This window comes from Nocardioides sp. SRI_004 (genome assembly GCF_057586415.1).
In genome coordinates this window covers 1-21,990 of record NZ_JBYCZV010000002.1, presented here as the reverse complement: position 1 = coordinate 21,990, position 21,990 = coordinate 1, and the positions used below count along the sequence as shown (strand labels likewise).

The following is a 21,990-nucleotide window of genomic DNA, read 5'->3' as shown; positions in this document are numbered from 1 at the left end:
CGGACGGATCCGGCTGTTACGCCATGCAGGGCGCGGGTTCAGGACTCGTCGTGCTCGAGCAGGTGGAGCACCGGTACGCCGAGCTTGCGGCGGGCCCGCGAGGTCCAGTCGACGTGGAAGAACTCCGCCACCAGGTGCGGCCGGGTGAGGATGATCGCCTCCCGGCCGTCGACCTCCTTGACCTTGCGGGTCAGCGCGTCGACCGGCGGGTCGGTGACGATCGCGCGACTGCCCACGTGGGCGCCGGTCGCGGTCAGCGCCTCGGCGGTCGTGGCGAGGTCGCGGTCGGCCTGCTCGCGGTACTCCTCGCGCAGGTGGTCGATCTCGTCGGGCGACGGCGTCATCGGAGGCGCGATCAGGTCGGCGCCACCGATCACGCCCAGTGAGGCCTCGACGGCCGCCGCGGCGTCGGCCATCGGCAGGAGGACGTGGTAGATCACCTCGATCGTCGGGTCGTCGTCCAGCTCGACGTGCAGGGCACGGACCTGGGCGGCGTCGGCGGGCGTGAGGGCCTGTTCGACGAGGAGGACGACGTCGTACGGCTCCTCGGTCGGCGCGGACTCGGTGGTCATGGCTCCATCCTGCCGCGCCGGTGGGCGCGGGTCGAGGACCGGGGTCGGTCAGCCGCCGAGCACGTCGGCGAGGTCGTACTTCACCGGCTGCTCGAGCTGGTCGTAGCCGCACGACTCCGGGTCGCGGTCCTCGCGCCACCGCTTGAAGTGGGCGGTGTGGCGGAAGCGGGAGCCCTCCATGGCGTCGTACTTGACCTCGATGACGCGCTCGGGGCGCAGCGGCGTGAAGGAGAGGTCCTTGCCCTGGCTCCACCGGCTCTGCGTGCCCGGCTGGCGGCCCGGGTTGGCGACGAGGAACTCCTGCCACCGGCCCCACGGGTGCTCCTCGATCGGGCAGACGAGAGGCTGGAGCTCCTGCCACAGCTCCGCCCGCCGCGCGGCGGTGAAGCTGGCGCTGACGCCGATGTGCTGGAGCTCGCCGCCGTCGTACAGGCCGAGCAGGAGGCTGCCGATGAGCGGCTTCTCGGGCGTGCTCGTCTTGTGCTCGCGGTAGCCGGCGAGCACCACGTCGGCCGTGCGCTCGTGCTTGATCTTCAGCATGGTGCGGGCGTTCTCCGCGTACGGCGCACTCATCGGCTTCGCCACGACCCCGTCGAGCCCGGCGCCCTCGAACTGGTGGAACCACTCCTCGGCGACGGCGGGATCGGTGCTCGTGCGGGTCAGGTGGCACCGCCCGGTGTCGGGGCCGAGGTGGGCGAGCGCCTGCTCGAGGGCGGCCCGCCGCTCGCTGAACGGCCGGTCGACGTACGACTCGTCGCCGAGTGCCAGCAGGTCGAAGGCGACGAAGTCGGCGGGCGTCTGCTCGGAGAGCAGCTTGATCCGCGACGCGGCGGGGTGGATCCGCTCCTGGAGGACCTCGAACTGCAGGCGTCCCTTGCCGTCGGCCCCGTCGAGCGCCACGAAGATCTCGCCGTCGAGCACGCACCGCTCGGGCAGCTCCGCCTTCACGGCCTCCACCAGCTCGGGGAAGTAGCGCGTCAGCGGCTTGGTGTTGCGGCTCGCGAGCTCCACCTCGTCGCCGTCGCGGAACAGGATGCAGCGGAAGCCGTCCCACTTCGGCTCGAAGCTGAGGCCCAGCGGGTCGTGCTTCGCCGGGTCCGGCACGCCGGAGACGGCCTTCGCGAGCATCGGCTGGACGGGCGGCATCACGGGGAGGTCCACGTGGGTGAGACTAGTCAGGGGTCCGACACTCATCGCTCCACCGCATTGTCCCGATCTCGACGTACGACGACCGAAAACCGCGTGCTCCGGCCCTTGCCCGGCCCCTAGATTCGGACGGGTGACGTCGACCCCCGCGCAGGCCGCTCCCGTCTCGTCCGGGAGCTCCGCGCCCCCGGCCTGGCAGCCGGTGGCGGCGATCGGGGTCACGCTGGTCCTCTGGGCCTCCGCCTTCGTGGCGATCCGGCACCTCGGCCACGAGGTGACGCCGGGTGCGCTGTCGCTGGGGCGGCTCCTGATCGCCGCGGTGGTGCTCTCGGCGCTCCTGGCGCGCGCTCCGCGGAGCCGGCTCACCCGCGCCGAGGTGATCCTGCTGGTGTGCTGCGGGGTCGCGTGGTTCGGGATCTACAACATCGCCCTCAACGACAGCGAGCGCAGGATCGACGCGGCGACCGCGGCCATGGTCGTCCAGGTCGGGCCGATCCTGATCGCCCTGCTGGCCGCACTCTTCCTCGGCGAGCGGCTCACGGGATGGTTGCTGCTCGGGATGGCGATCGCCTTCGGCGGCGTCGTCGTGATCGGCAGCGCGATGCGCGGGGACGGCGGATCCGACCTCGACGGGGTGCTGCTGGCGCTGCTCGCCGCCGTGACCTACGCGATCGGCGTGGTGTGCCAGAAGGTGCTGCTGCGCCGGCTCTCCGGCCTGGAGGTGACCTGCTACGCGTGCTGGATCGGCGCCGTCGTCTGCCTGCCGTGGCTCGGCGACCTCGGCGACGTGGTGCAGCACGGCAGCGCCGGGACGCTGCTGCTGATCGCCTACCTGGGCATGTTCCCGACCGCGCTCGCCTTCCTCACCTGGGCCTTCGCGCTGCGCTACACCGACGCGGGCAAGCAGTCGCTGACGACCTTCCTCGTCCCGGCCATCGCGGCGGTGCTGGCGTGGGTGCTGCTGGACGAGGTGCCGCCCGTCCTGGCCTTCGTCGGCGGCGCCCTGTGCATCGTCGGGGTGCTCGTGACGCGACGGAAGCCGCGCCAGAGTTGATTCAACCGGAAGATTTCCGGTTGAATGGCTCACATGACGGATGTTCTTTCGCTCACCGACCGCGCCGCCGCCCACCGTGACGCCGTGGTGGCCGATCCCGCCTGGCGGACCCTGAAGGACGCCGTCGAGCAGGTCCGCACCTGGCAGCTCGCCGACGGCTCGATCGACCTGGCCGCCGAGGGCGCCCCGTCCCGCGAGAGCGTGGTCGCGAGCGTCGCCGAGATCGTCACCTCGATCGAGGCGCTCTCGCCGCTGCTCCCGCACGACGCGGCGTACCACCGCGCCCTCGTCGCCGACCTGCGCCGCTGGGCCGAGACGGGCTTCGGCGTCCCCGACTTCCTCGACTCGCTGCTCGCCTTCCAGCCGGCCGCCGACCGGGCCGACGGTCGTCAGCACCTCGTCGTGTTCCCGATGTACACCCAGAACGGCAACCCGCACCGCAACCTCGAGGCCGTCGCGTTCCGCATGGTCTGGCCCGAGTGGCTCGCGGACCTCGAGGCCACGCGCTACGACAACCCGCTGTTCTGCGGCATCGCGTTCGAGGACTTCACCAGCGGCTACGACACCAACTCGGCCGTGCTCTTCCCCGAGACCGTCGCGGTGCGCGAGGTGCCCGAGCGGTTCAGCTGGGGCGGCATCTTCTGCGACCGTGAGGCCGCCCGCTTCCGTCGCGTCGGCACCGCCGCCGTCGACCTGCTCGGCGTCGAGCTGCCCGAGGAGGTCCGCGGCCTGCTCGAGGACCAGCAGCGCAGCCAGGACGCGTTCGTGCTGTGGGACATGATCCACGACCGCGCGCACAGCCACGGCGACCTGCCCTTCGACCCGTTCATGATCAAGCAGCGCCAGCCGTTCTGGATGTACGGCCTGGAGGAGCTGCGCTGCGACCTGACCGCGTTCCGCGCGGCCGTCGAGCTCGAGACGGAGGGCAACGAGGTCGCCGCGGACGCGCAGCACGCGATCCTGCTCGACCGGATGTTCCGCTTCCCGGTCACCGGCGAGCGCACCCGCAACTACGACGGCCTCGGTGGCCAGCTGCTGTTCGCCTACCTGCACCAGCACGACGCGATCCGCTGGACCGACAACAAGCTGCGCATCGACTGGGACCTCGCGCCCCAGGTCACCAACGCGCTCCTCGGCGAGATCGAGCAGCTCTACCGCGACGGCATCGACCGGCCGAAGATCGTGCACTGGCAGGCCGCCTACGAGCTGGTCAGCCGCTACCTCGCGCCGCACCCTGCCTCGAAGTGGGCCCGGGGCGCCGAGGCGCTCGACTTCTCCAAGCAGCCGCGCGAGCTGGTCGACGACGTGCTGGCCGACGAGTTCCCGCTGAGCATGTTCTTCGAGGCGCTGGCCAAGAAGCTCAAGAACGTGATCGCGGAGACCCGCGGCATCACCGCCGCCGCATGACCCGCGTCATCGCGGTCGCCGGTGCCGGCGGCCCGGCGGGTCGTGCCGTCGTACGCCGCCTCGCCGCCGGCGGTGCCGTCGTCGCCGCCGCCGACGCCGACGCGTCCCGGCTCGACGGGCTGGAGGCCGAGGCCAGCGTCGTGGACCTGCTCGACCCGGACGCCACCCGGGCGTGGATCGACGGCATCGTCGCCGCGCACGGCCGTCTCGACGGGGTCGTCCACCTCGTCGGCGGCTGGCGCGGCGGCAAGGGCCTGACGGCCGAGGCGCTCGACCACTGGGCGGTGCTCGAGCCGCTCCTGGTGCGCACCCTGCAGCACACCTCGCTCGCCGCGCAGGCGTCGCTGGTCGAGTCCGGTGGCCGGTTCGTGGTGGTCAGCGCCGCCGGTGCCGGCGCGCCGACCGCCGGCAACGCGTCCTACGCCGCCGCGAAGGCCGCCGCCGAGGCCTGGACCCTCGCCCTGGCCCACGCCTTCGGCCGGGCGGACGGGGACGCCGCCGCTACGATCCTCGTGGTCAAGGCCCTGCTCGACGACGCGATGCGCGCCGCCCGCCCGGACGCCGCGTTCGACGGCTTCACCTACGTCGACGACCTGGCCGAGACGATCGCCGGTCTGTGGGACCGGCCGAGCGCCGAGCTGAACGGAGAGCGACTGTGGCTGACGCCGCAACCCTGAGCACCGCCGCCCGACGGCGGCACGACCCCGAGGTCCGGCAGTTCGCCAGCGACAACTACGCGGGGGTGCATCCCGAGGTGCTGGCCGCGGTCGCGCTGGCCAACGGCGGCCACCAGGTGTCGTACGGCGAGGACGCCTACACCGAGCACCTCCAGGTGCTCATGGCCGGGCTGTTCGGCGACGGCGTCGAGGCCTACCCGGTCTTCAACGGCACCGGCGCCAACGTCGTGGGCCTCCAGGCGCTCACCGACCGCTGGGGTGCGGTGATCTGCGCCGAGAGCGCCCACATCAACGTCGACGAGGGCGGCGCGCCCGAGCGGATGGGCGGCCTCAAGCTGCACCCCGTCGCCACGCCCGACGGCAAGCTCACCCCCGAGCTGGTCGACCGCCAGGCCTGGGGCTTCGACGACGAGCACCGGGCGATGCCGCAGGTCGTCTCGATCACCCAGTCCACCGAGCTCGGCACGCTCTACACGCCTGACGAGGTGCGCGCGCTCGCCGAGCACGCCCACGGCCTCGGCATGCGGCTGCACCTCGACGGCGCCCGGCTCGCGAACGCGGCTGCCGCGCTCGACGTACCGGTCCGGGAGTTCACCTCCGATGCCGGCGTCGACGTGCTGTCGTTCGGCGCCACCAAGAACGGGGCGCTGGCCGGTGAGGCCGTCGTCATCCTGAACCCCGGCGCCGTCAGCCACCTCAAGCACCTGCGCAAGCTGTCGATGCAGCTGGCCAGCAAGATGCGCTTCGTCTCGGTGCAGTTCGAGGCGCTGCTGGCCGACGGGCTGTGGCTGCGCCTCGCCGGCCACGCGAACGCCATGGCACAGCGCCTCGCCGCGGGCGTCCGCGAGATCGACGGCGTCGAGCTGTTGTACCCGGTGCAGGCCAACGGCGTGTTCGCCCGCCTGCCCCACGACGTCAGCCGCCGGCTGATGGAGCGGCACCGCTTCTACTTCTGGGACGAGGCCGCCGGCGACGTGCGGTGGATGTGCTCCTTCGACACCACCGAGGACGACATCGACGCCTTCCTGGCGGCGCTGCGCGAGGAGATGGGCCGCGCCTGAGGGCACCGGTCCCGCCTTGCGCGTGGGGCGCTGAAGGGGATGGAGCCGGTGACAGGATTTGAACCCGCGACCCTCTTATTACAAGTAAGACGCTCTACCAACTGAGCTACACCGGCGGCGCGCTCTCGGAGCGCCCGGCAATCCTAGTCAGCGGGTCGTCCGTCGCGTGGGCCGGGCGGGACGTCATGCGAAGTGGTCGTCCCGGCGGCCGTTTCGTATGACGTCCGGGCGGGCCCGGTGCGATCTGCGCGGGACGTCATGCGAAGTGGTCGTCCGAGCGACCGGAACGCATGACGCAAGCCGCTGGGGCCGCACAAGCCGCTGGAGCCGCGCAAGCCGCTGGAGGCGGGGCCGGGCGCGGGATCAGCGCAGTCGCCGGACCTCGAACCGGGCCGGGGGAGCGGCGATCGCGTCCTGCGCCCCGATGATCTGCAGCTCCCGCGTGCCGGCGGTGAGGGTCGCCTCGAGCACCGCGAACACCGATGACGTGGTGCGCCCGAGGGCGACGGCGGGGGAGCCGGACTCGAGCAGGTGGGCCAGGTAGAGCGCCGCGGTCAGGTCGCCGCCGCCGTTGGGGGCGATCGGGAGCAGCGGCGTGGTGACGGCCCACGCGCCCTCGTCGGAGACGGCCACGAGCTCGAGGGTCTCCTCGTGGGCGGCGTCGTTGTCGTCGTACCGGACGGAGGTGACGAGGACGTCGCGCGGCCCGCGGGCGCGGACGGCGTCGACCGCGTCGAGGACCTCGTCGGCGGTGCGGGCCTCGCCGCCGGCGAGGAACTCCAGCTCGAAGTGGTTGGGCGTCAGCACGTCGGCCTGCGGGACGACCTCGTCGCGGATGAACTCGGGGATCCCGGGGCGGACGAAGACACCGCGTCCGACGTCGCCGATGACCGGGTCGCAGCAGTAGACGGCCGCGGGGTTGAGCGACTTCACGGTCGCGACGGCGTCGAGGATGACCGCGCCCATGGCGGGGTCGCCCTGGTAGCCGGAGAGAACGGCGTCGCAGTCGCCCAGCACGTCGCGGTCGCCGATCCCGGCGATCACCTCGGCGACATCGGCCGGCGCGAGCAGCGGGCCGCGCCAGGCGCCGTACCCGGTGTGGTTGGAGAAGTGGACGGTGAACACCGGCCACACCTCGTGGCCCAGGCGCTGCAGCGGGAACACCGCCGCGGAGTTGCCGACGTGGCCGTAGGCGACTGAGGACTGGATGGACAGGATCCGCACCCGCCCATCCTGCTGCAGCCGGACCGAAGACGGAAAGTGAAACCCTTTCGTGAAGAAACTAGAACGCGTTACAGTGTGCTCGCCGGGCCCCCTATGACCCCGGTCACCCCGAGCGAAGGATGGGATCAGCGCGATGGCCAAGCGCCCGACGTACAGCAACGAAGCCGACTACGTGGTGGTCGGATCCGGCAGCTCCGGCGCGATCGTCGCCGGCCGCCTGGCCCAGTCCGGGGCGACGGTGATCCTGCTGGAGGCCGGCAAGTCCGACGAGAAGGGCATGCACGGCTACTTCACCCGCAAGCCGGGCATGATCGGCCCGATGCACTCCGAGCCGCGGCTCGAGAAGCTCTTCGACTGGGGCTACCGCTCCGTCCCGCAGCCCGGCCTCGACGGTCGGCGGATGCCCGTCCCGCGCGGCAAGGTGGGCGGCGGCTCCTCGTCGGTCAACGGCATGGTCTACGTCCGTGGCAACCGGGCCAACTACGACTCGTGGGCGGCCGAGGGCAACGTGGGCTGGGACGCCGACAGCGCCAATGCCGCGTTCAAGCGCTACGAGGACTTCGAGGACGGCGAGAACGCCTACCGCGGTGCGGGCGGCCCCATCAAGATCACGCGCAACAAGACGCCGCAGGAGGCGAGCCTGCAGTTCATCCAGGCCACCGCCGACACCCTCGGCGTCAAGGTGCTCGACGACTACAACGGCGCCGAGCAGGAGGGCATCGCGCGGATGCAGCAGAACGCCGCCGACGGCGTCCGCTACTCGGCGACCCGTGGCTACGTGCACGACCTCGCGCCGCGCACGCTCGAGTTCCAGACCGAGGTGCTCGTCACGAAGGTCGTCGTCAAGGACGGCCGGGCGACGGGCGTCGAGGTCGTCGACGAGGGCAAGGGTGGCGGCACCCGCCGCTTCATCAAGGCGGGCAAGGAGGTCATCCTCTCGGCCGGCTTCGCCAACAGCCCGCAGCTGCTCATGCTGTCCGGCATCGGCCACGCCGACCACCTGGCCAGCCTCGGCATCGACTGCGTCGCGGACCTCCCGGTGGGCGACAACCTGCACGACCACCTGTTCCACCCGCTGTCGTTCCACGTGCCGAGCGTGAAGTACCGCGGCAACGCCTGGACCTTCTTCAAGGGCATCGCGCGCGACGTCGTCCGTGGCGACTCGTTCCTCGACAACTCCGTCTTCGAGTCGGTCGGATTCGTCCGTACGTCGATGGCGACCGACATCCCCGACCTGCAGCTGCACATGCTGCCCTGGGCCTACCCGAGCCCCAACCAGGACGAGCCGATCCGCCACATCCCCGACGGCCGTCCCTCGCTCACGGTCTTCTCGACGCTCATCTACCCCAGGAGCCGCGGCACGTTGCGCCTCGCCTCGGCCGACCCGAAGGCGGCCCCGCTCGTCGACTACGGCTTCTTCACCCACCCCGACGACGTCGAGGTGCTCGCCGAGGGCACCGAGATGATCCGCGAGATCATGGCCTCCGCGGCCTTCGGCGGCGCGGTCAAGGAGGAGATTCACCCCGGACCGTCGATCCCGAACGGCAAGGAGCTGCGGGTCGCGCTCAAGAACCGCTCGACGTCGGTCTACCACGGCGTCGGCACCTGCCGGATGGGCGTCGACGAGCGCGCCGTCGTCGGCCCGGACCTCAAGGTCCGTGGCATCGAGGGCCTCCGGGTCGCGGACGCGTCGATCATGCCGAGCATCACCGGCGGCAACACCAACGCGCCCTGCTACATGATCGGCGAGAAGGCCGCCGAGCTCATCCTGGGCGGGGTCTCGTGGTGACGGCCGGTACGCCGCAGCGGCCCGCATCGGTCACCGACGAGCTCCTCGAGCGGCTCGTCGCCCGCGTCCCCGGCCGCACCGGAGCGACCTGGAAGCTCACCGAGGTCTACACCGGCGAGGTGCTCGTCGAGCTGCCCCAGTCGACCGAGCAGGACATCGAGGAGGCCTTCGCCGAGGCCCGCGCCGCCCAGGAGCTGTGGGCGCAGTGGCCGGTCGCCAAGCGGCTCGAGGTCTTCGACCGTGCGCACACCCTCCTCGTCGACAACGCCCACACGACCGCCGACCTGATCCAGGTGGAGAGCGGCAAGAACCGGCGGATGGCGATCGAGGAGACCTGTGACCCGCCGATGGTGATGTCGTACTACCTCAGGCGCGCGAAGAAGCTGCTCGCCCCGAAGAAGCACGGCGGCCCGGTGCCGATCGTGTCGGGCTCCACCGAGGTCCGCGTCCCGAAGGGCGTCGTCGGCATCATCGCGCCGTGGAACTTCCCGTTCGCGACGGGCCTGTCCGACGCGATCCCGGCGCTGATCGCCGGCAACGCCGTCGTGGTGAAGCCGGACAACAAGACCGCGCTCTCGCCGCTCTACGGCATCTCGCTGCTCGAGGAGGCGGGTCTCCCGAAGGGCCTCTTCCAGGTCGTCTGCGGCGAGGGTCCCGACATCGGCCCGACGCTGATCGACAACGCCGACTACGTCATGTTCACCGGCTCCACCGCCACCGGCCGGGTCATCGGCGAGCGCGCCGGTCGCAACCTGATCGGCTGCTGCCTCGAGCTCGGCGGCAAGAACCCGATGATCGTGCTCGACGACGTCAACGTCGAGGAGTGGGTCGAGGGCACCACCTTCGGCGTCTTCGGCAACACCGGCCAGATCTGCATGCACATCGAGCGGATCTACCTCCCCGAGAGCCGGTACGACGAGCTGAAGTCGGCCTTCGTCGAGCGGGCCGCGAACCTGCAGATCGGCGCGGCCTACGACTTCGGGCCCGAGATCGGCTCGCTGGTCAGCCCCGACCACCGCGACCGCGTCGCGTCGCACGTGGAGGACGCCGTCGCGAAGGGGGCGACCGTGCTGACCGGGGGTCGGGCCCGGCCCGACATCGGCCCCGCCTTCTTCGAGCCGACGGTCCTCGAGGGCGTCACGAAGGACATGCTGGCCGGCCACACCGAGACCTTCGGACCGGTCGTGTCGCTGTACCCGTACCGCACCGTCGACGAGGCGATCCACCTCGCCAACGACACCGACTACGGGCTCAACGCCTCGGTCTGGGGCGGCGACCTCGCCCGGGCCGAGGCCGTCGCCGCGCGGATCGAGTCGGGCAATGTCAACATCAACGACGCGCTCGCCACGGCGTACGCGTCGAAGGGCTCGCCGTCGGGCGGCGTGAAGAAGTCCGGCGTCGGCGCCCGCCACGGCGACCAGGGCCTGCTGAAGTACACCGACGCCAAGAACGTCGCGGTGCTCAAGAAGCAGGTCATGGGCCCGCGTCCGGGCCAGGCCTACGAGGCCTACGTCAAGCAGATGCTGGGCTCGCTGAAGCTGATGAAGAAGCTCCGCGTCCGCTGACCCGGACCGACCGTCACGAGATGCACGAACGGCCGGCGTGGTCACCCACGCCGGCCGTTCCTCGTGCGGCTCAGGCCTCGATCGCCTCACGGCCCTCGGCCGGGGCGGAGCCGCCGATCTCGATCTTGCGCGGCTTCGCCTTCTCCGCGACGGGCACGACCAGGCGCAGCACGCCGTTGTCGTAGTTCGCGTCGATGCGCTCGAGGTCGAGGTTGTCGCCCAGGACGAGCTGGCGCGAGAACTGGCCGTGCGTCCGCTCGGACGCGAGCCGCTGCCAGTCGCCGTTGCCCGCGACCCGCTCGGCCTTGATCGTCACCACGTTGCGCTCGACGTCGATGTCGATGCTCTCGCGGTTGACACCCGGGAGGTCGAACTCGAGGACGAACTCGTCGCCCTGGCGCCACGCGTCCATCGGCATGACGGCCGGGCGGTTGGTCGTGCCCCATCCGGCGCCGAGGAGCTGGCCGGTCAGCCTGTCGAAGTCGCGGAACGGATCGGTGGTACGCAGCAACATGACATGTCTCCCTTCGGTTTCACCGGCTCTCGGCCGGTCGCTGGATCTGCAATGACTGTTATAGATAATCTGTTGCCATGAATCAAGCCCAGCGGGAGCACAGGCGTGGTGTCTTCGCGATCTCGGTCGCGGCGGACCTGACCTCGCTGCAGATCCAGAACATCCGGGTCTACGAGCGACGCGGCCTGCTGGAGCCCGCGCGCAGCGAGGGCGGCACGCGGCTCTACAGCCGCGCCGACATCGAGACCCTCCACCGGATCCGCGACCTGCTCGCGGACGGGCTCAACCTCGCCGGGATCGCCAAGGTGCTCGAGCTCGAGGCCGAGGTGGCGCGGCTGAAGGCGCGGCTCGCCGATCGGCGGTGACGACGCCCGGTCATCGAGGAGGTCGCGCAGCGACCGTCGCGAGCGCCCGGTCGTCGAGGAGGTCGCGCAGCGACCGTCACGAGACGTCTGGCCCCGGGTGCGGTGGCCCCGGTGTGGCTGCTGGGCCGCTCTCGGTCGCGATGCGACCCGGTCTCGTGACGCGTCGCTCAGTCCCTCGCTGCGCTCGGGTCTGAGCCGACGCTCCTCGACCTCCTCGCTGATCGACGACCCCGCTCGTGCCTCGCGGGGTCGTCGCGCTCGGACTCAGGCCACCTGGAGGCTGCGCTTGGAGAGCCCCATCCAGAACCCGTCGATCACCTGGTCGCCGGGCTCGGAGGGGTCGCTCGCGGCGCCGAGGGTGACGAAGAGCGGGCTGTAGTGCTCGACGGTCGGGTGGGCGAACGGCATGCCCGGCGCCTTGTCGCGGAAGGACGCGAGCTCGTCGACGTCGCCGCGGGCCATCGCCTCGCCGGCCCAGGCGTCGAAGTCGGTCGACCAGCCGGGGGCGGCGGCGTCGATCCGGAACTCGGTCAGGAAGGGCAGGCCGTGGGTGAGGAAGCCGGAGCCGATGATGAGCACGCCCTCGTCGCGCAGCGGGCGCAGGCGGCGACCGATCTCCATCAGCCGGCCGGGGTCGTGGGTCGGCAGCGACATCTGCAGGACGGGGATGTCCGCGTCGGGGTACATGATCCGCAGCGGCACCCAGGCGCCGTGGTCGAGGCCGCGCGAGGAGTGCTGGTGGACCGGCTCGGTGCGCGGCATGATCGCGGCCACCTGGGCGGCGAACGCGGTGGCGTCGGGCGTCTCGTAGGTCATCTGGTAGTACTTCGGCGCGAACCCGCCGAAGTCGTAGACCAGCGGTGCGTGGCTGGCGCTGAGCGACAGGGGAGCGGACTCCCAGTGCGCGCTGACGATCAGGATCGCCTTCGGGCGGGGCAGGTCCTTCGCCCACGCGGCGAGCTGGCCCGACCACACCGGGTCGTCGAGCAGGGGCGGCGCGCCGTGCCCGATGTAGAGGGCCGGCATCCGTGCGGTCGTGTCCGTCATGTCCACCTCAATAGTTGAAGCCTCAACTATATTCCATCGCGCGCCCGGTGGGAAGGGCCTCGGTCAGCGGCGCGGCACGCGGGCCGCGCCCGCCGGATCGACCTCCTCGCCGCGGCGGAGCAGGGGACCGGAGGTGACCACCCTGCGGGAGCCGAGCGGCTCGTCGAGCTGGACGTACGACGTGCCGGTCGACCACTCCGCCGGCGGATCACAGGCCCGGCCCTGCTGGAGCTGCCACCGCGTGACCGGAGCGCTCGCCTCGAGCACGACCCGGTCGGCGTGCTCGACCGCCGTGACCTCGACCCGACAGCCGGCCGGCTGCTCGTCGTCGGGCCACGTGCCGGTGACCACGACCAGGCGTCCACCCTGCTGCGCCCGGAACGACACGATCGGTGCACTCGTGCGGTCCTCGACGGTCTGCAGGTCGTCGTACGGGGCGTAGGGGTCGGAGTGGGTGGAGTACGGCTCGGGGTCGCTCGCCCCCGGGTCCTCGCCACCGGACGACAGGGCGCCGATCCCACCGGCCGCTGCCGTCGCGGCCGCGCCGAGTCCGGCGCCGGCCTTCTTGCCCGTGGACCGTCGCGACGAGCCGCCGGACGAGTCCGACGGGCGCGTGGAGGACGAGTGTCGTCGGCCGGACGAGCCGCCCGAGAACGAACGTCGCCGCCGGTGCGGGGTGGACCAGGATGACGATGATGATGAGGAGGACGACACGACGGGGGCGGGCTCGTCGTACGGCTGGTACGGCGCCACGGCGACGCGCGCCGGGCAGTCGGCCGGACAGCGCTCGCAGTCGGCCGGGCAGGGGACGCCCTGGGCCGTGCACGCGCAGACGGGCTCGTCGGTGGGACGGCCTGGCGGCACGTAGGGCTCGTACATGCAGCACACGCTCCCCGGCCGCGTGACCGGGGAAACGCGGCGTCAGGCCGGCAGGGTCCAGTCGATCGGCCGGCCGCCCCGCTCGGCGAGCAGCTGGTTGACGCGGCTGAACGGGCGCGAGCCGAAGAAGCCCCGGTGGGCCGACAGCGGCGACGGGTGCACGGACTCGACCCACGGGATGGGGCCGAGGTGCGGCTTGAGCGTCTGGGCGTCCCGTCCCCACAGGATCGCGGCGATCGGTGCCCCCGCCTCGGCCTGTCGTACGACGGCCTGGATCGCGCACGCCGTGACGTGCTCCCAGCCCTGGCCGCGGTGGGACCCGGGCTCGCCGGGCCGGACGGTCAGCACGCGGTTGAGCAGCATCACGCCCTGGTCGGTCCACGCGCTCAGGTCGCCGTGGCCCGGCGGCACGAAGCCGACGTCGTCGGCGAGCTCCTGGTAGATGTTGCGCAGGCTCGGCGGGAGCGGGGTGATGCCGCGCTCGACGGCGAAGCAGAGCCCGATCGGGTGCGCCGGGTTCGGGTACGGGTCCTGGCCCACGATGAGCACCCGGACCTCGGCCAGCGGCCGCTGGAACGCGCGGAAGACGCGCTCGCCGGCGGGCTGGTACGAGCGGCCGGCGGCGATCTCATCGCGCAGGAACTGGCCGAGCGCGGTGACGCGGTCCTCGACCGGCGCGAGAGCCTCGGCCCAGTCAGCGGCCATCAGGCCCTGGTCGACGAGCTTGGAGAGAGCACCCACGGCCGAACCCTAGTGCGCCCGAAGGCGCCTGGTCCCCCCAGACCCACCCATCCTTCGGGCCGGCCGCGGTGCTGCTCCCGTGCGTGGGCCGCGCTCTCCCTTCGCGCCCACACCTGCCACCACCGTCCGGTGCCGCCCCTCTCCCTCCCAGGGGCGCCACCCGGTGGGTGACTAGCTCCGACGCGGATCTCGAGCCCTTGCTGGTCCTCCCGGGGGCACTCCCGGCAATTGGGGTGCCGGACCCGGTGGGGCTCCCTCCAGCGGGCTTCGAGGTCCGCGTCGGTGATGAGAAATCTACGGAGCCGGGACGGGTCCCGGGATCGGGAAGGCGGCCGAGGTCGCCTAGTCCTTTGGGACTAGGCGTCCCCAGCGATCGACGCGGCAGAAGAGGCGGGAGAAGGTCGCGCGAGCCGGTCGAGGAAGGCCACCAGCACCGCCTCCCGCAGGCGCGGCGGGGCCGCGTCGAGCAGCGCGTTGACGGGTGCCATCCGCTCGGGCAGGCCGAGTCCGCCGTCGTCGCCGGCGAGCCCGCCGGCCGCGAGCAGGAGGTCGAACTCCGCATCGCCGAGGGTCGCCGGGTCGAGCGTCTGCAGCAGCTCGACCACGCCGGCGTCCACCGGCACCGGGCCGGCGGCGACCGCCGCCGCCACGGACTCCTGCAGCGCCGCGAGGAAGCCCGCCGGGTCGGTCGCGGCACTGACCGCCAGGTGCAGCGAGGGCGGCCGGGCGTCGTACGACAGCTGCGGTTGGACGAACCAGCCGCGCTGCGCCATCTCGTCGCAGACCGTGAAGACGTCGAGCGGTCCGTCGGCGACCGCCGCGACGAGCGTCGAGTCGGGTACGGCGACGAGCGCCAGCCCGTCGAGGTCCCTGATCCCCGCGCAGATCCGGTCGGTCGCCTCCAGGGCGCGGCGGGTCAGGTCGAGGTAGCCGTCGTCGCCGATCGCCTGCACCGTCGCCCACGCGCCGGCGACCGGCCCGCCCGAGCGCGTCGACTGCAGGGTCGCGTTGAGCATCGTGTAGCCGGGCCAGCCGGCGTGGGCGAAGTACTGCGGCCGCCGCAGCTGCGGCGTGCGGTGCAGCAGCAGGGAGGCGCCCTTCGGCGCGTAGGCGTACTTGTGGAGGTCGGTCGAGATCGACGTGACGCCCTCGACCGCGAAGGTCCACGCCGGCACCGGCCGGCCGAGCCGCGCGGCCCACGGCAGCACCCAGCCGCCGATGCACGCGTCGACGTGGCACCGCACCCCGCGGGCCGCGGCCGCTGCCGCGATCTCGGTGATGGGGTCCACCACCCCGTGCGCGTACGACGGCGCGCTCGCCACCACCAGCACGGTGCTCTCGTCGATCGCCGCCGCCATCGCCGCGGCGTCCGCGCGGTGGTCCGGTCCGACCGGCACCACGACGGCGCGCACCCCGAAGTAGTGCGCGGCCTTGTGGAAGGCGGCGTGCACGGTCTCCGGAACCACCATCGACGGGGCTGCGACCTCGGGCCGCGCGTCGCGCGCGCCCTGCACCGCGAGCAGGCAGGACTCCGTGCCACCGGAGGTCAGCGTCCCGACCATCGTGTCGGGCCCGTCGACCAGGCCGCGGGCGAAGGCGACGAGGTCGTTCTCCATCGCCAGCAGGCTCGGGAAGGCCGTCGGGTCCAGCCCGTTGCTGCCGGCGAAGGCGGCGACGGCGTCGCGGGCCAGCGCGTCGACCTCGGCCAGCCCGGCGTCGTACACGTAGGCCAGGGTGCGGCCGCCGTGCACGGGCAGGTCATCGGCCTGCAGCGCCGCCAGCCGGGCGCGCACGTCGTCAGGCGTCAACGCGGTCCACCTCCGTCTCGTCGAGCGCGTAGCCCCGCAGCCACCGCAGGCTCAGGAGTACCAGCAGGGCGGGCAGGACGGAGAAGCCGAGGGTGATCGCGGTGACGGCCGAGTCGGGCTGGAGCACGTCGCCGGAGTCGCTGGACCGGTAGTCGCCGAGGGCGAGCACGACGGCGAACAGTCCCGGCCCGAGCGCGAGTCCGAGCGTCTCCCCGGCCGTCCAGACGCCCGTGTAGACGCCGATCCGCGAGGAGCCGGTACGACGGGCGTCGACGGCTGCGACGTCCGGCAGCATCGCGAGCGGGAACACCTGGATGCCGGCGTAGCCGACCCCGACCAACCCGACGGCGAGGAACACGAGGAAGGCGGGCGCGCCCGCAGCGGGCAGGACCGCGGCCGCACCGGCCGCGAGCACGAGCGACGACAGCAGGTAGCCCTGCTTCTTGCCGATCCGCTGCCCGATCGCCGCCCACGCGGGCGTCAGCAGCAGGGCCGGCCCGACGAAGCAGAGGAAGAGGACGGTCGCCGCGCCGTCGCGCTCCAGCACGTCGCCGGCGAGGTAGTCGACGCCGGCGAGCATGCAGCCCGTCGCCAGTGCCTGCAGCACGAAGGTCGTCAGCAGCACCCGGAAGTCGCGGGCACCGGCGACCACGCGCAGCTGGTCGCGCAGGGAGCCGGCGCCGGGGGTGACCGCACCGACCGGCGCGGAGCGGGTGCCGCGGTAGGCGAGCAGCGCGCCGGTCAGGATGAGCAGCGCCATCGCCACGCCCATGACGCGGTAGCCGTCCCGGCCCCCGATCGCGTCGCGGATCGCCGGGGCGCTCGCCCCCGCCAGCAGGATGGTGAACGCCAGGATCGCCACCCGCCAGGTCATCAGCCGGGTCCGCTCCTCGTAGGAGCCCGTGATCTCCGCGGGCATCGCGACATAGGGCACCTGGAAGAACGCGTACGCCGTCGCGCAGGCCAGGAACGCGACGAGCACCCACGCCGCGTCGACCGTCCGCGAGCCCAGGTCGGGCGCGGCGAACAGCAGCGCGAAGCAGGCCGCCAGCGCGACGCCGGCCCGCAGCAGCCACGGCCGGCGCGGCCCCCGCGGGTCGACGGAGCGGTCGCTGATCCGCCCGGCGACCGGGTTGAGCACCACGTCCCAGGCCTTCGGCAGGAAGACGATCGCGCCGGCGGCCAGCGCCGGGACGGCGAGGGTGTCGGTGAGATAGGGGAGCAGCATCAGTCCCGGGACGGTGCCGAACGCACCGGTGGCGACCGACCCGGCGCCGTACCCGATCCGGACGCGGCGTCCCGGGCTCACCGCGCCCGGCTCACTTCGCCAGGGAGCGGGACGCGGCCGACGACGTACGACGCTTGCGGTTGGTGCCGATCGGCACGGCCGGTTTGTTGTCGGTGGACCACTGGTTGATCCACTCGTCCATCGCCAGCCACGTGGTGGTGCGCGCGGCACGACCGGTCAGCATGCCGAGGTGACCGCCTGGCACGACCTCGAAGCGGACCTCCTCCGCCCCCGTCAGCAGGGGTACGACGGCGTGCACCGCCGGCACCGGGGCGATGCCGTCCGTGGAGCCGCCGAAGACCAGCACCGGCACCCGGATGTCGGCCAGGTCGATGGTGCGGTCGTCGAGCTCGAAGGTGCCCGTTGCGAGCTGGTTGCCCTTCGCGAAGCGGTGGTAGAGCTGCCCGAAGGTGCGCCCGGGGTAGGCGATCATGTTGGCGGTGAAGTGGTCGACCGCCTCGACCTGCGCGAGGAACTCGCGGTCGTCGACATGGGTCGCCAGTGCGATCGGCTTCGTGACGAGCTTCTGGAAGGCCGTCAGCTGGAAGGCCCACTTCACCAGCGGCTTCGGGGCACCGCCCAGCATCTGGTAGCCCTTGGTGATCGGCCCCTTGCCGTTGAAGAAGTTGAGCAGCGGCCGGAACGGCGCGAGCAGGGGCACCAGCGAGATGTCGATGGGGGAGCCGACGACCGTGAGCGACGCGACCGGCAGCTCGCCGGAGCGCTTGTCGGCGAGGGTGAGCATCGAGAAGATCCCGCCGAGGCTCCAGCCGATGACGTGCACCGGTCGGCCACCGGCGTGCTTCGAGACCTCGCGGATCGCGGTCGGCACGACCTCGTCGATCCAGTGCTCCATGCCGAGGTTGCGGTCGCGGAACGAGACCTCGCCGTACTCGACGAGATAGGTCGGCCGGCCCTCGGTCACGAAGTGCTCGACCAGCGAGCAGCCGCGGCGCAGGTCGTAGCAGCTCGACGGGGCGGCCAGCGGCGTCACCAGCAGGACCGGGTCACCCTTCTCCTGGACGTGGCCGGCCGGCCGGTAGTGGTAGACCTCGCGCAGCGTGCCGTCATCGATCAGCGTGCGGGGCATCGGGCGCAGGTCGGCGACACCGCCGTAGAGCACCTTGTGCGCGACATTGCTCGCCGCCGCGACCACCTGGTCGGGGCCGGGGAGGAGGCCCGCGCCGGGCACGGAGCGCAGGGGCACCAGATCCATGTGCGAAAACTACCGCGCAGCGGGGCGTCCCGCGGCCGTCGTCCGCAGGAGGCCCGGTGATCAGCTGCGGTCGGCGGGGCGCAGCGTCTTGCGGTGGTTGTTGCCCTCGTCCTCGAGCTCGGTCATGAAGCTGTCGGCCCACGCCTTCACGTCGTGCTGGGCGATCTGCTTGCGCATCGCCTTCATCCGCCGGGCGAGCTCCTTGGGCTCGGCCTCGTAGGCCTCGAGCAGTGCGGCCTTCATGCCGTTCATGTCGTAGGGGTTGACCAGCCAGGCCTGCCGCAGCTCGTCGGCCGCCCCGGCGAACTCCGAGAGCACGAGCGCCCCGTCCTCGTGGATCCGGCAGGCGACGTACTCCTTGGCGACGAGGTTCATCCCGTCGCGGTACGGCGTCACCACCATCACGTCCGCGGCGCGGTAGAGCGCCGCCATCTCCTCGCGGGGGTAGGACGTGTGGAGGTAGCTGATGGCGGGGCGGCCGATCCTGCCGAGGTCGCCGTTGAGGCGGCCGACGAGGCGCTCGATGTCGTCGCGCAGGTTGCGGTAGTGCTCGACCCGCTCCCGGGAGGGGACGGCGACCTGGACGAACACGGCGTCGTCGACCGTCAGCCGGCCGTCGCTGATCAGCTCGCCGAAGGCGCGCAGGCGGGCGTAGATGCCCTTGGTGTAGTCGAGCCGGTCGATGCCCAGGAAGATCTTCTTCGGGTTGCCGAGCGCCTCGCGGATGGCGGCGGCCCGCTCGGTCACCGCCTCGGACTCGGCCATCTCCTGGAACCCGGCGGCGTCGATCGAGATGGGGAACGCCGCCGCCCGGACGGTGCGCCCGTCGGGCAGGTAGACGAGGTCGCGGTGCGTCTTGTGGCCGACGCGCTGGCGGACCAGGCGGATGAAGTTCTGCGCGGCGCCGGGCAGCTGGAAGCCGACCAGGTCGGCGCCGAGCAGGCCCTCGAGGATCTGGCGCCGCCAGGGCAGCTGCTGGAAGAGCTCCGCGGGCGGGAACGGGATGTGCAGGTAGAAGCCGATCCGCAGGTCGGGGCGCAGCTCGCGGAGCATCTGCGGCACCAGCTGCAGCTGGTAGTCGTGCACCCAGACCGTCGCGCCCTTCGCGGCGAGGTCGGCGGCCTTCTCTGCGAAGCGGCGGTTGACCTTCACGTAGGTGTCCCACCACTCGCGGTGGAACTCCGGCTTGGCGACGACGTCGTGGTAGAGCGGCCACAGGGTGCCGTTGGAGAAGCCCTCGTAGTGCTCCTCGATCTCCTCCGCCGTCATCGAGAGCGGGACCAGCGCGAGGCCGTCGTCCTTGAACGGCTTGAGCCGCTGCTCGGTGCCGCCGGGCCACCCGACCCAGACGCCGTCGTGGGCGCGCATCACGGGCTCGATCGCCGACACGAGGCCGCCGGGTGAGCGACGCCAGGTCGTCTTGCCGTCGGGTCCCTTCACGCGGTCGACGGGGAGGCGGTTGGCAACGATCACCAGGTCGTGGGCCACGTGGTCACCTTAGGGGTCGGCTGGCAGGACGTGCGTCAGGCCGCGGGGTGCGGCGACGCCCCGACCTGTACCCGAATGTCCTCGATCTGACCGAGGATCGTCAGCGTCTGTGCCGCCGGGACCCACGGCGACTCCCGCAGGCCCGAGCGCAGGCAGTCGTGGACATGGGCGATCTCGTTGCCGTAGCCGGCGCCGATGATCGGCTCCGGCGGCTCGTGGACGACCCGCCGGACCGGCTGGCCGCGCTTCGCGAGCGCGTTGAAGGTGAAGCTCGAGGGGGCGTGGAAGTCACCCGGGACCTCCACCCAGCCGGCGTCGGTGGTGATCCGCGCCCGGTTGGCCGACTGCGAGGTCAGCCCGGCCGTCAGGGTGGCGTAGGTGTCGCCGGGGTAGCGGCCGCTGATCGCGACGTCGAGGTCGACGTGGCGGTCGACGACCGTCCCCACGGCCCGCAGCTCGAGCGCCTCGCCGAGCATCAGGTGCGCGAACGTGAGCGGGTAGAGGCCGATGTCGTGCATCGCGCCACCGCCGAGCGCCGGGTCGAGCAGCCGGTGCGTCGGGTCGGCGGGGGCCGTGAAGTGGAACTCGGCCGACAGGTGCCGCGGCGTGCCCAGCTCGCCGGCCCGCAGGCGGCGGGCCAGGTCGCGCCACACCGGGTTGCAGGCGCTCCACATCGCCTCCATGAGGAAACGGTCGTTCGCCCGCGCGGTCGCGAACAGCTGCTCCGCGCTCGCCCGGTCGAGCGTCAACGGCTTCTCGCAGAGCACGTGCTTGCCGGCCTCGAGCGCCCGCCTCACCTGCGCCGCGTGCGCGACGTGCGGCGACCCGATGTAGACGACGTCGACGTCCGGGTCGGCGAGCACGGCGTCCTGGTCGCCGTACCGCTCGGCGCCGTGGCGCTCGGCGAAGGCCGCCGCGCGCTCGGGCGTGCGTGAGCCGACGTGGACCAGCCGCGCGTCCGGTACGACGGCGAGGTCGGTCGCGAACAGGGCCGAGATCTTGCCGGGTGCGAGGATGCCCCAGCCGATCCGCGCGGTCGTCCCGGTCATGCCGGAACCCTATCGACCCGGTCGCGACCCGCCGCGCGACCGAATGACATCGCTGTGATTCGCACGTTAGAGTGGGGCCCGTACACCTGTCGAACAGCCCCCCCGCGAGCGTCGAGGAGACCTCATGAGCGCCGAGCGCAGCCACCAGGACGCCACCCCGGTCGTTCCGGCCGACCTCAGCGACCGGGACCGCGCCATTCTCGAGTTCGAGCGCCAGTGGTGGAAGTACGCCGGCGCCAAGGAGACGGCGGTGCGCGAGCAGTTCGACATGAGCGCCACGCGCTACTACCAGGTGCTCAACGCCCTGATCGACCGTCCCGAGGCCCTCGCGCACGACCCGCTGCTGGTCCGCCGGCTGCGCCGCCTGCGCTCCCAGCGCCAGCGCCAGCGCTCCGCGCGCCGCCTCGGCTTCGAGATCTGACCAAGGAGAGGCGGCCATGACCTTCCCCACCTGGCCTGCTGGACCCCGGACCACCCGCCGCCGTGGCGAGCGCGGCGCCGTCCTGCCCTCGCCGGTCGTCCTGCTGAGCGTCATCGCGGTGATCCTCGCCGCTGTGGCCTTCGTCGCGACCCGCGGCGACGAGCCCGCCGAGCGTGACATCTCCGCGACCAAGGCCGCCGCGACCCCCTCCGACTCCGCGTCCGACGACGCCGGGGAGGACGCGTCGGACGACGCCTCGGACGGCGCGTCGCAGACCCCGCCCGCCGAGGAGAAGCCGAAGCCCAAGCCGGTCGTCCGCGCCGACCACTCCGTCGTGGTGTTCAACAACACCCAGATCGCCGGCCTCGCGAGCCGGGTCGGCGAGAAGGTCACGGAGGCCGGCTGGAAGGTCGCCGCCGCCGACAACTGGTACGGCACGGTCCCGGCCACCACCGTCTACTACCCGAAGGGCAAGAAGGCGGCCGCGCAGCTGCTCGCCCTCGACCTCGGCATCGCCCGGATCAAGCCGGCCGACACCGACAGCGACATGTCGGACACCAACCTGACGCTCATCCTGACCGGGGAACTGGACTGATTCCCCGGCGCGAGCGCGTCTTCGCCGCTGGGCGGGCAGCAAGCTGCCTGGAGGGCGGCTCCCGCCGCGCTGCCGCGCGAATCC

21 protein-coding genes and 1 tRNA gene are annotated in these 21,990 nt (G+C 72.2%); 9 read left to right on the top strand and 13 right to left on the bottom strand.

Going from position 1 to position 21,990, the window contains the following annotated elements:
• Window positions 1-38: 38 nt before the first annotated feature.
• Both AC2YHB_RS02185 and AC2YHB_RS02180 read right to left on the bottom strand, forming a co-directional pair.
• Complete coding sequence (locus AC2YHB_RS02185; RefSeq protein WP_036547733.1) at window positions 39-572, bottom strand: hypothetical protein; 534 nt, start codon at window positions 570-572, stop codon at window positions 39-41.
• A gap of 48 nt (window positions 573-620) precedes the next feature.
• Entirely contained in the window at window positions 621-1,733 is a 1,113-nt protein-coding gene (locus tag AC2YHB_RS02180) for an ATP-dependent DNA ligase (protein ID WP_179649839.1), read from the bottom strand.
• A gap of 118 nt (window positions 1,734-1,851) precedes the next feature.
• Between AC2YHB_RS02180 and AC2YHB_RS02175 the strand changes: the two genes are divergently transcribed.
• Genes AC2YHB_RS02175 through AC2YHB_RS02160 form a run of 4 tightly spaced genes read left to right on the top strand, consistent with a single transcriptional unit; the run spans window position 1,852 to window position 5,917 of the window.
• Entirely contained in the window at window positions 1,852-2,772 is a 921-nt protein-coding gene (locus AC2YHB_RS02175) for a DMT family transporter (protein WP_308645595.1), read from the top strand.
• A 33-nt stretch (window positions 2,773-2,805) separates the two neighbouring features.
• Window positions 2,806-4,179, top strand: coding sequence for a DUF6421 family protein (locus AC2YHB_RS02170; RefSeq protein ID WP_179649841.1), 1,374 nt, complete (start codon window positions 2,806-2,808; stop codon window positions 4,177-4,179).
• Entirely contained in the window at window positions 4,176-4,856 is a 681-nt protein-coding gene (locus tag AC2YHB_RS02165; RefSeq protein WP_487353387.1) for an SDR family oxidoreductase, read from the top strand. Before AC2YHB_RS02170 ends, AC2YHB_RS02165 begins: the two co-directional genes overlap by 4 nt.
• Window positions 4,835-5,917, top strand: a complete 1,083-nt coding sequence (locus AC2YHB_RS02160; protein ID WP_036547742.1) for a threonine aldolase family protein — start codon at window positions 4,835-4,837, stop codon at window positions 5,915-5,917. The genes AC2YHB_RS02165 and AC2YHB_RS02160 overlap by 22 nt, the downstream gene beginning before the upstream one ends.
• 40 nt (window positions 5,918-5,957) lie before the next feature.
• Here the strand turns inward: AC2YHB_RS02160 and AC2YHB_RS02155 are convergent.
• Window positions 5,958-6,033 (bottom strand) — tRNA-Thr (locus AC2YHB_RS02155).
• 247 nt (window positions 6,034-6,280) lie between these two features.
• Window positions 6,281-7,141, bottom strand: a complete 861-nt coding sequence (gene pdxY, locus AC2YHB_RS02150) for a pyridoxal kinase PdxY (RefSeq protein WP_179649845.1) — start codon at window positions 7,139-7,141, stop codon at window positions 6,281-6,283.
• Window positions 7,142-7,274: 133 nt separating this feature from the next.
• On the opposite strand from pdxY, the gene AC2YHB_RS02145 reads away from it, so the two are divergent.
• Window positions 7,275-8,930: a GMC family oxidoreductase gene (locus tag AC2YHB_RS02145; RefSeq protein WP_487353386.1), complete on the top strand. Its 1,656-nt coding sequence runs from the start codon at window positions 7,275-7,277 to the stop codon at window positions 8,928-8,930.
• Window positions 8,927-10,495 (top strand): succinic semialdehyde dehydrogenase, encoded by a 1,569-nt coding sequence (locus tag AC2YHB_RS02140; RefSeq protein ID WP_179649847.1) that lies wholly within the window; start codon window positions 8,927-8,929, stop codon window positions 10,493-10,495. Before AC2YHB_RS02145 ends, AC2YHB_RS02140 begins: the two co-directional genes overlap by 4 nt.
• 70 nt (window positions 10,496-10,565) lie before the next feature.
• Here the strand turns inward: AC2YHB_RS02140 and AC2YHB_RS02135 are convergent, their stop codons facing one another.
• Window positions 10,566-11,009, bottom strand: coding sequence for an Hsp20/alpha crystallin family protein (locus tag AC2YHB_RS02135; RefSeq protein WP_179649849.1), 444 nt, complete (start codon window positions 11,007-11,009; stop codon window positions 10,566-10,568).
• Window positions 11,010-11,086: 77 nt separating this feature from the next.
• Here AC2YHB_RS02135 and AC2YHB_RS02130 point away from each other — a divergent pair, with 77 nt between their 5' ends.
• Window positions 11,087-11,374 (top strand): MerR family transcriptional regulator, encoded by a 288-nt coding sequence (locus tag AC2YHB_RS02130; RefSeq protein WP_179649851.1) that lies wholly within the window; start codon window positions 11,087-11,089, stop codon window positions 11,372-11,374.
• 264 nt (window positions 11,375-11,638) lie between these two features.
• Here AC2YHB_RS02130 and AC2YHB_RS02125 read toward each other — a convergent pair whose 3' ends face one another.
• From AC2YHB_RS02125 to AC2YHB_RS02090, 8 genes are all read right to left on the bottom strand, one after another.
• Window positions 11,639-12,421, bottom strand: coding sequence for a dioxygenase family protein (locus tag AC2YHB_RS02125; RefSeq protein WP_036547758.1), 783 nt, complete (start codon window positions 12,419-12,421; stop codon window positions 11,639-11,641).
• Window positions 12,422-12,484: 63 nt separating this feature from the next.
• Window positions 12,485-13,300 carry a hypothetical protein gene (locus AC2YHB_RS02120; RefSeq protein ID WP_179649853.1) on the bottom strand — a complete coding sequence of 272 codons (816 nt, stop codon included), beginning with the start codon at window positions 13,298-13,300 and terminating at the stop codon, window positions 12,485-12,487.
• Between the two features lie 42 nt (window positions 13,301-13,342).
• Entirely contained in the window at window positions 13,343-14,041 is a 699-nt protein-coding gene (locus tag AC2YHB_RS02115; protein WP_308645596.1) for a uracil-DNA glycosylase, read from the bottom strand.
• Window positions 14,042-14,397: 356 nt separating this feature from the next.
• On the bottom strand, window positions 14,398-15,849 hold the full coding sequence (locus AC2YHB_RS02110; RefSeq protein WP_179649855.1) for a pyridoxal phosphate-dependent decarboxylase family protein: 1,452 nt from the start codon (window positions 15,847-15,849) through the stop codon (window positions 14,398-14,400).
• Window positions 15,839-17,158: an MFS transporter gene (locus AC2YHB_RS02105; protein WP_179649857.1), complete on the bottom strand. Its 1,320-nt coding sequence runs from the start codon at window positions 17,156-17,158 to the stop codon at window positions 15,839-15,841. Before AC2YHB_RS02105 ends, AC2YHB_RS02110 begins: the two co-directional genes overlap by 11 nt.
• 10 nt (window positions 17,159-17,168) lie before the next feature.
• Window positions 17,169-18,353 carry an alpha/beta fold hydrolase gene (locus AC2YHB_RS02100; protein ID WP_179649859.1) on the bottom strand — a complete coding sequence of 395 codons (1,185 nt, stop codon included), beginning with the start codon at window positions 18,351-18,353 and terminating at the stop codon, window positions 17,169-17,171.
• A 60-nt stretch (window positions 18,354-18,413) separates the two neighbouring features.
• Window positions 18,414-19,841 (bottom strand): alpha,alpha-trehalose-phosphate synthase (UDP-forming), encoded by a 1,428-nt coding sequence (locus AC2YHB_RS02095; protein ID WP_036547774.1) that lies wholly within the window; start codon window positions 19,839-19,841, stop codon window positions 18,414-18,416.
• 35 nt (window positions 19,842-19,876) lie between these two features.
• A complete protein-coding gene (locus tag AC2YHB_RS02090; protein WP_179649861.1) occupies window positions 19,877-20,890 on the bottom strand; it encodes a Gfo/Idh/MocA family protein in 1,014 nt (337 codons plus the stop codon).
• Window positions 20,891-21,014: 124 nt separating this feature from the next.
• Between AC2YHB_RS02090 and AC2YHB_RS02085 the strand changes: the two genes are divergently transcribed.
• Together AC2YHB_RS02085 and AC2YHB_RS02080 are read left to right on the top strand one after the other, a co-directional pair.
• Window positions 21,015-21,311, top strand: coding sequence for a DUF3263 domain-containing protein (locus tag AC2YHB_RS02085; protein ID WP_036547779.1), 297 nt, complete (start codon window positions 21,015-21,017; stop codon window positions 21,309-21,311).
• Between the two features lie 16 nt (window positions 21,312-21,327).
• Window positions 21,328-21,906 (top strand): LytR C-terminal domain-containing protein, encoded by a 579-nt coding sequence (locus AC2YHB_RS02080; protein WP_179649863.1) that lies wholly within the window; start codon window positions 21,328-21,330, stop codon window positions 21,904-21,906.
• The last annotated feature ends 84 nt before the right edge of the window (window positions 21,907-21,990 follow it).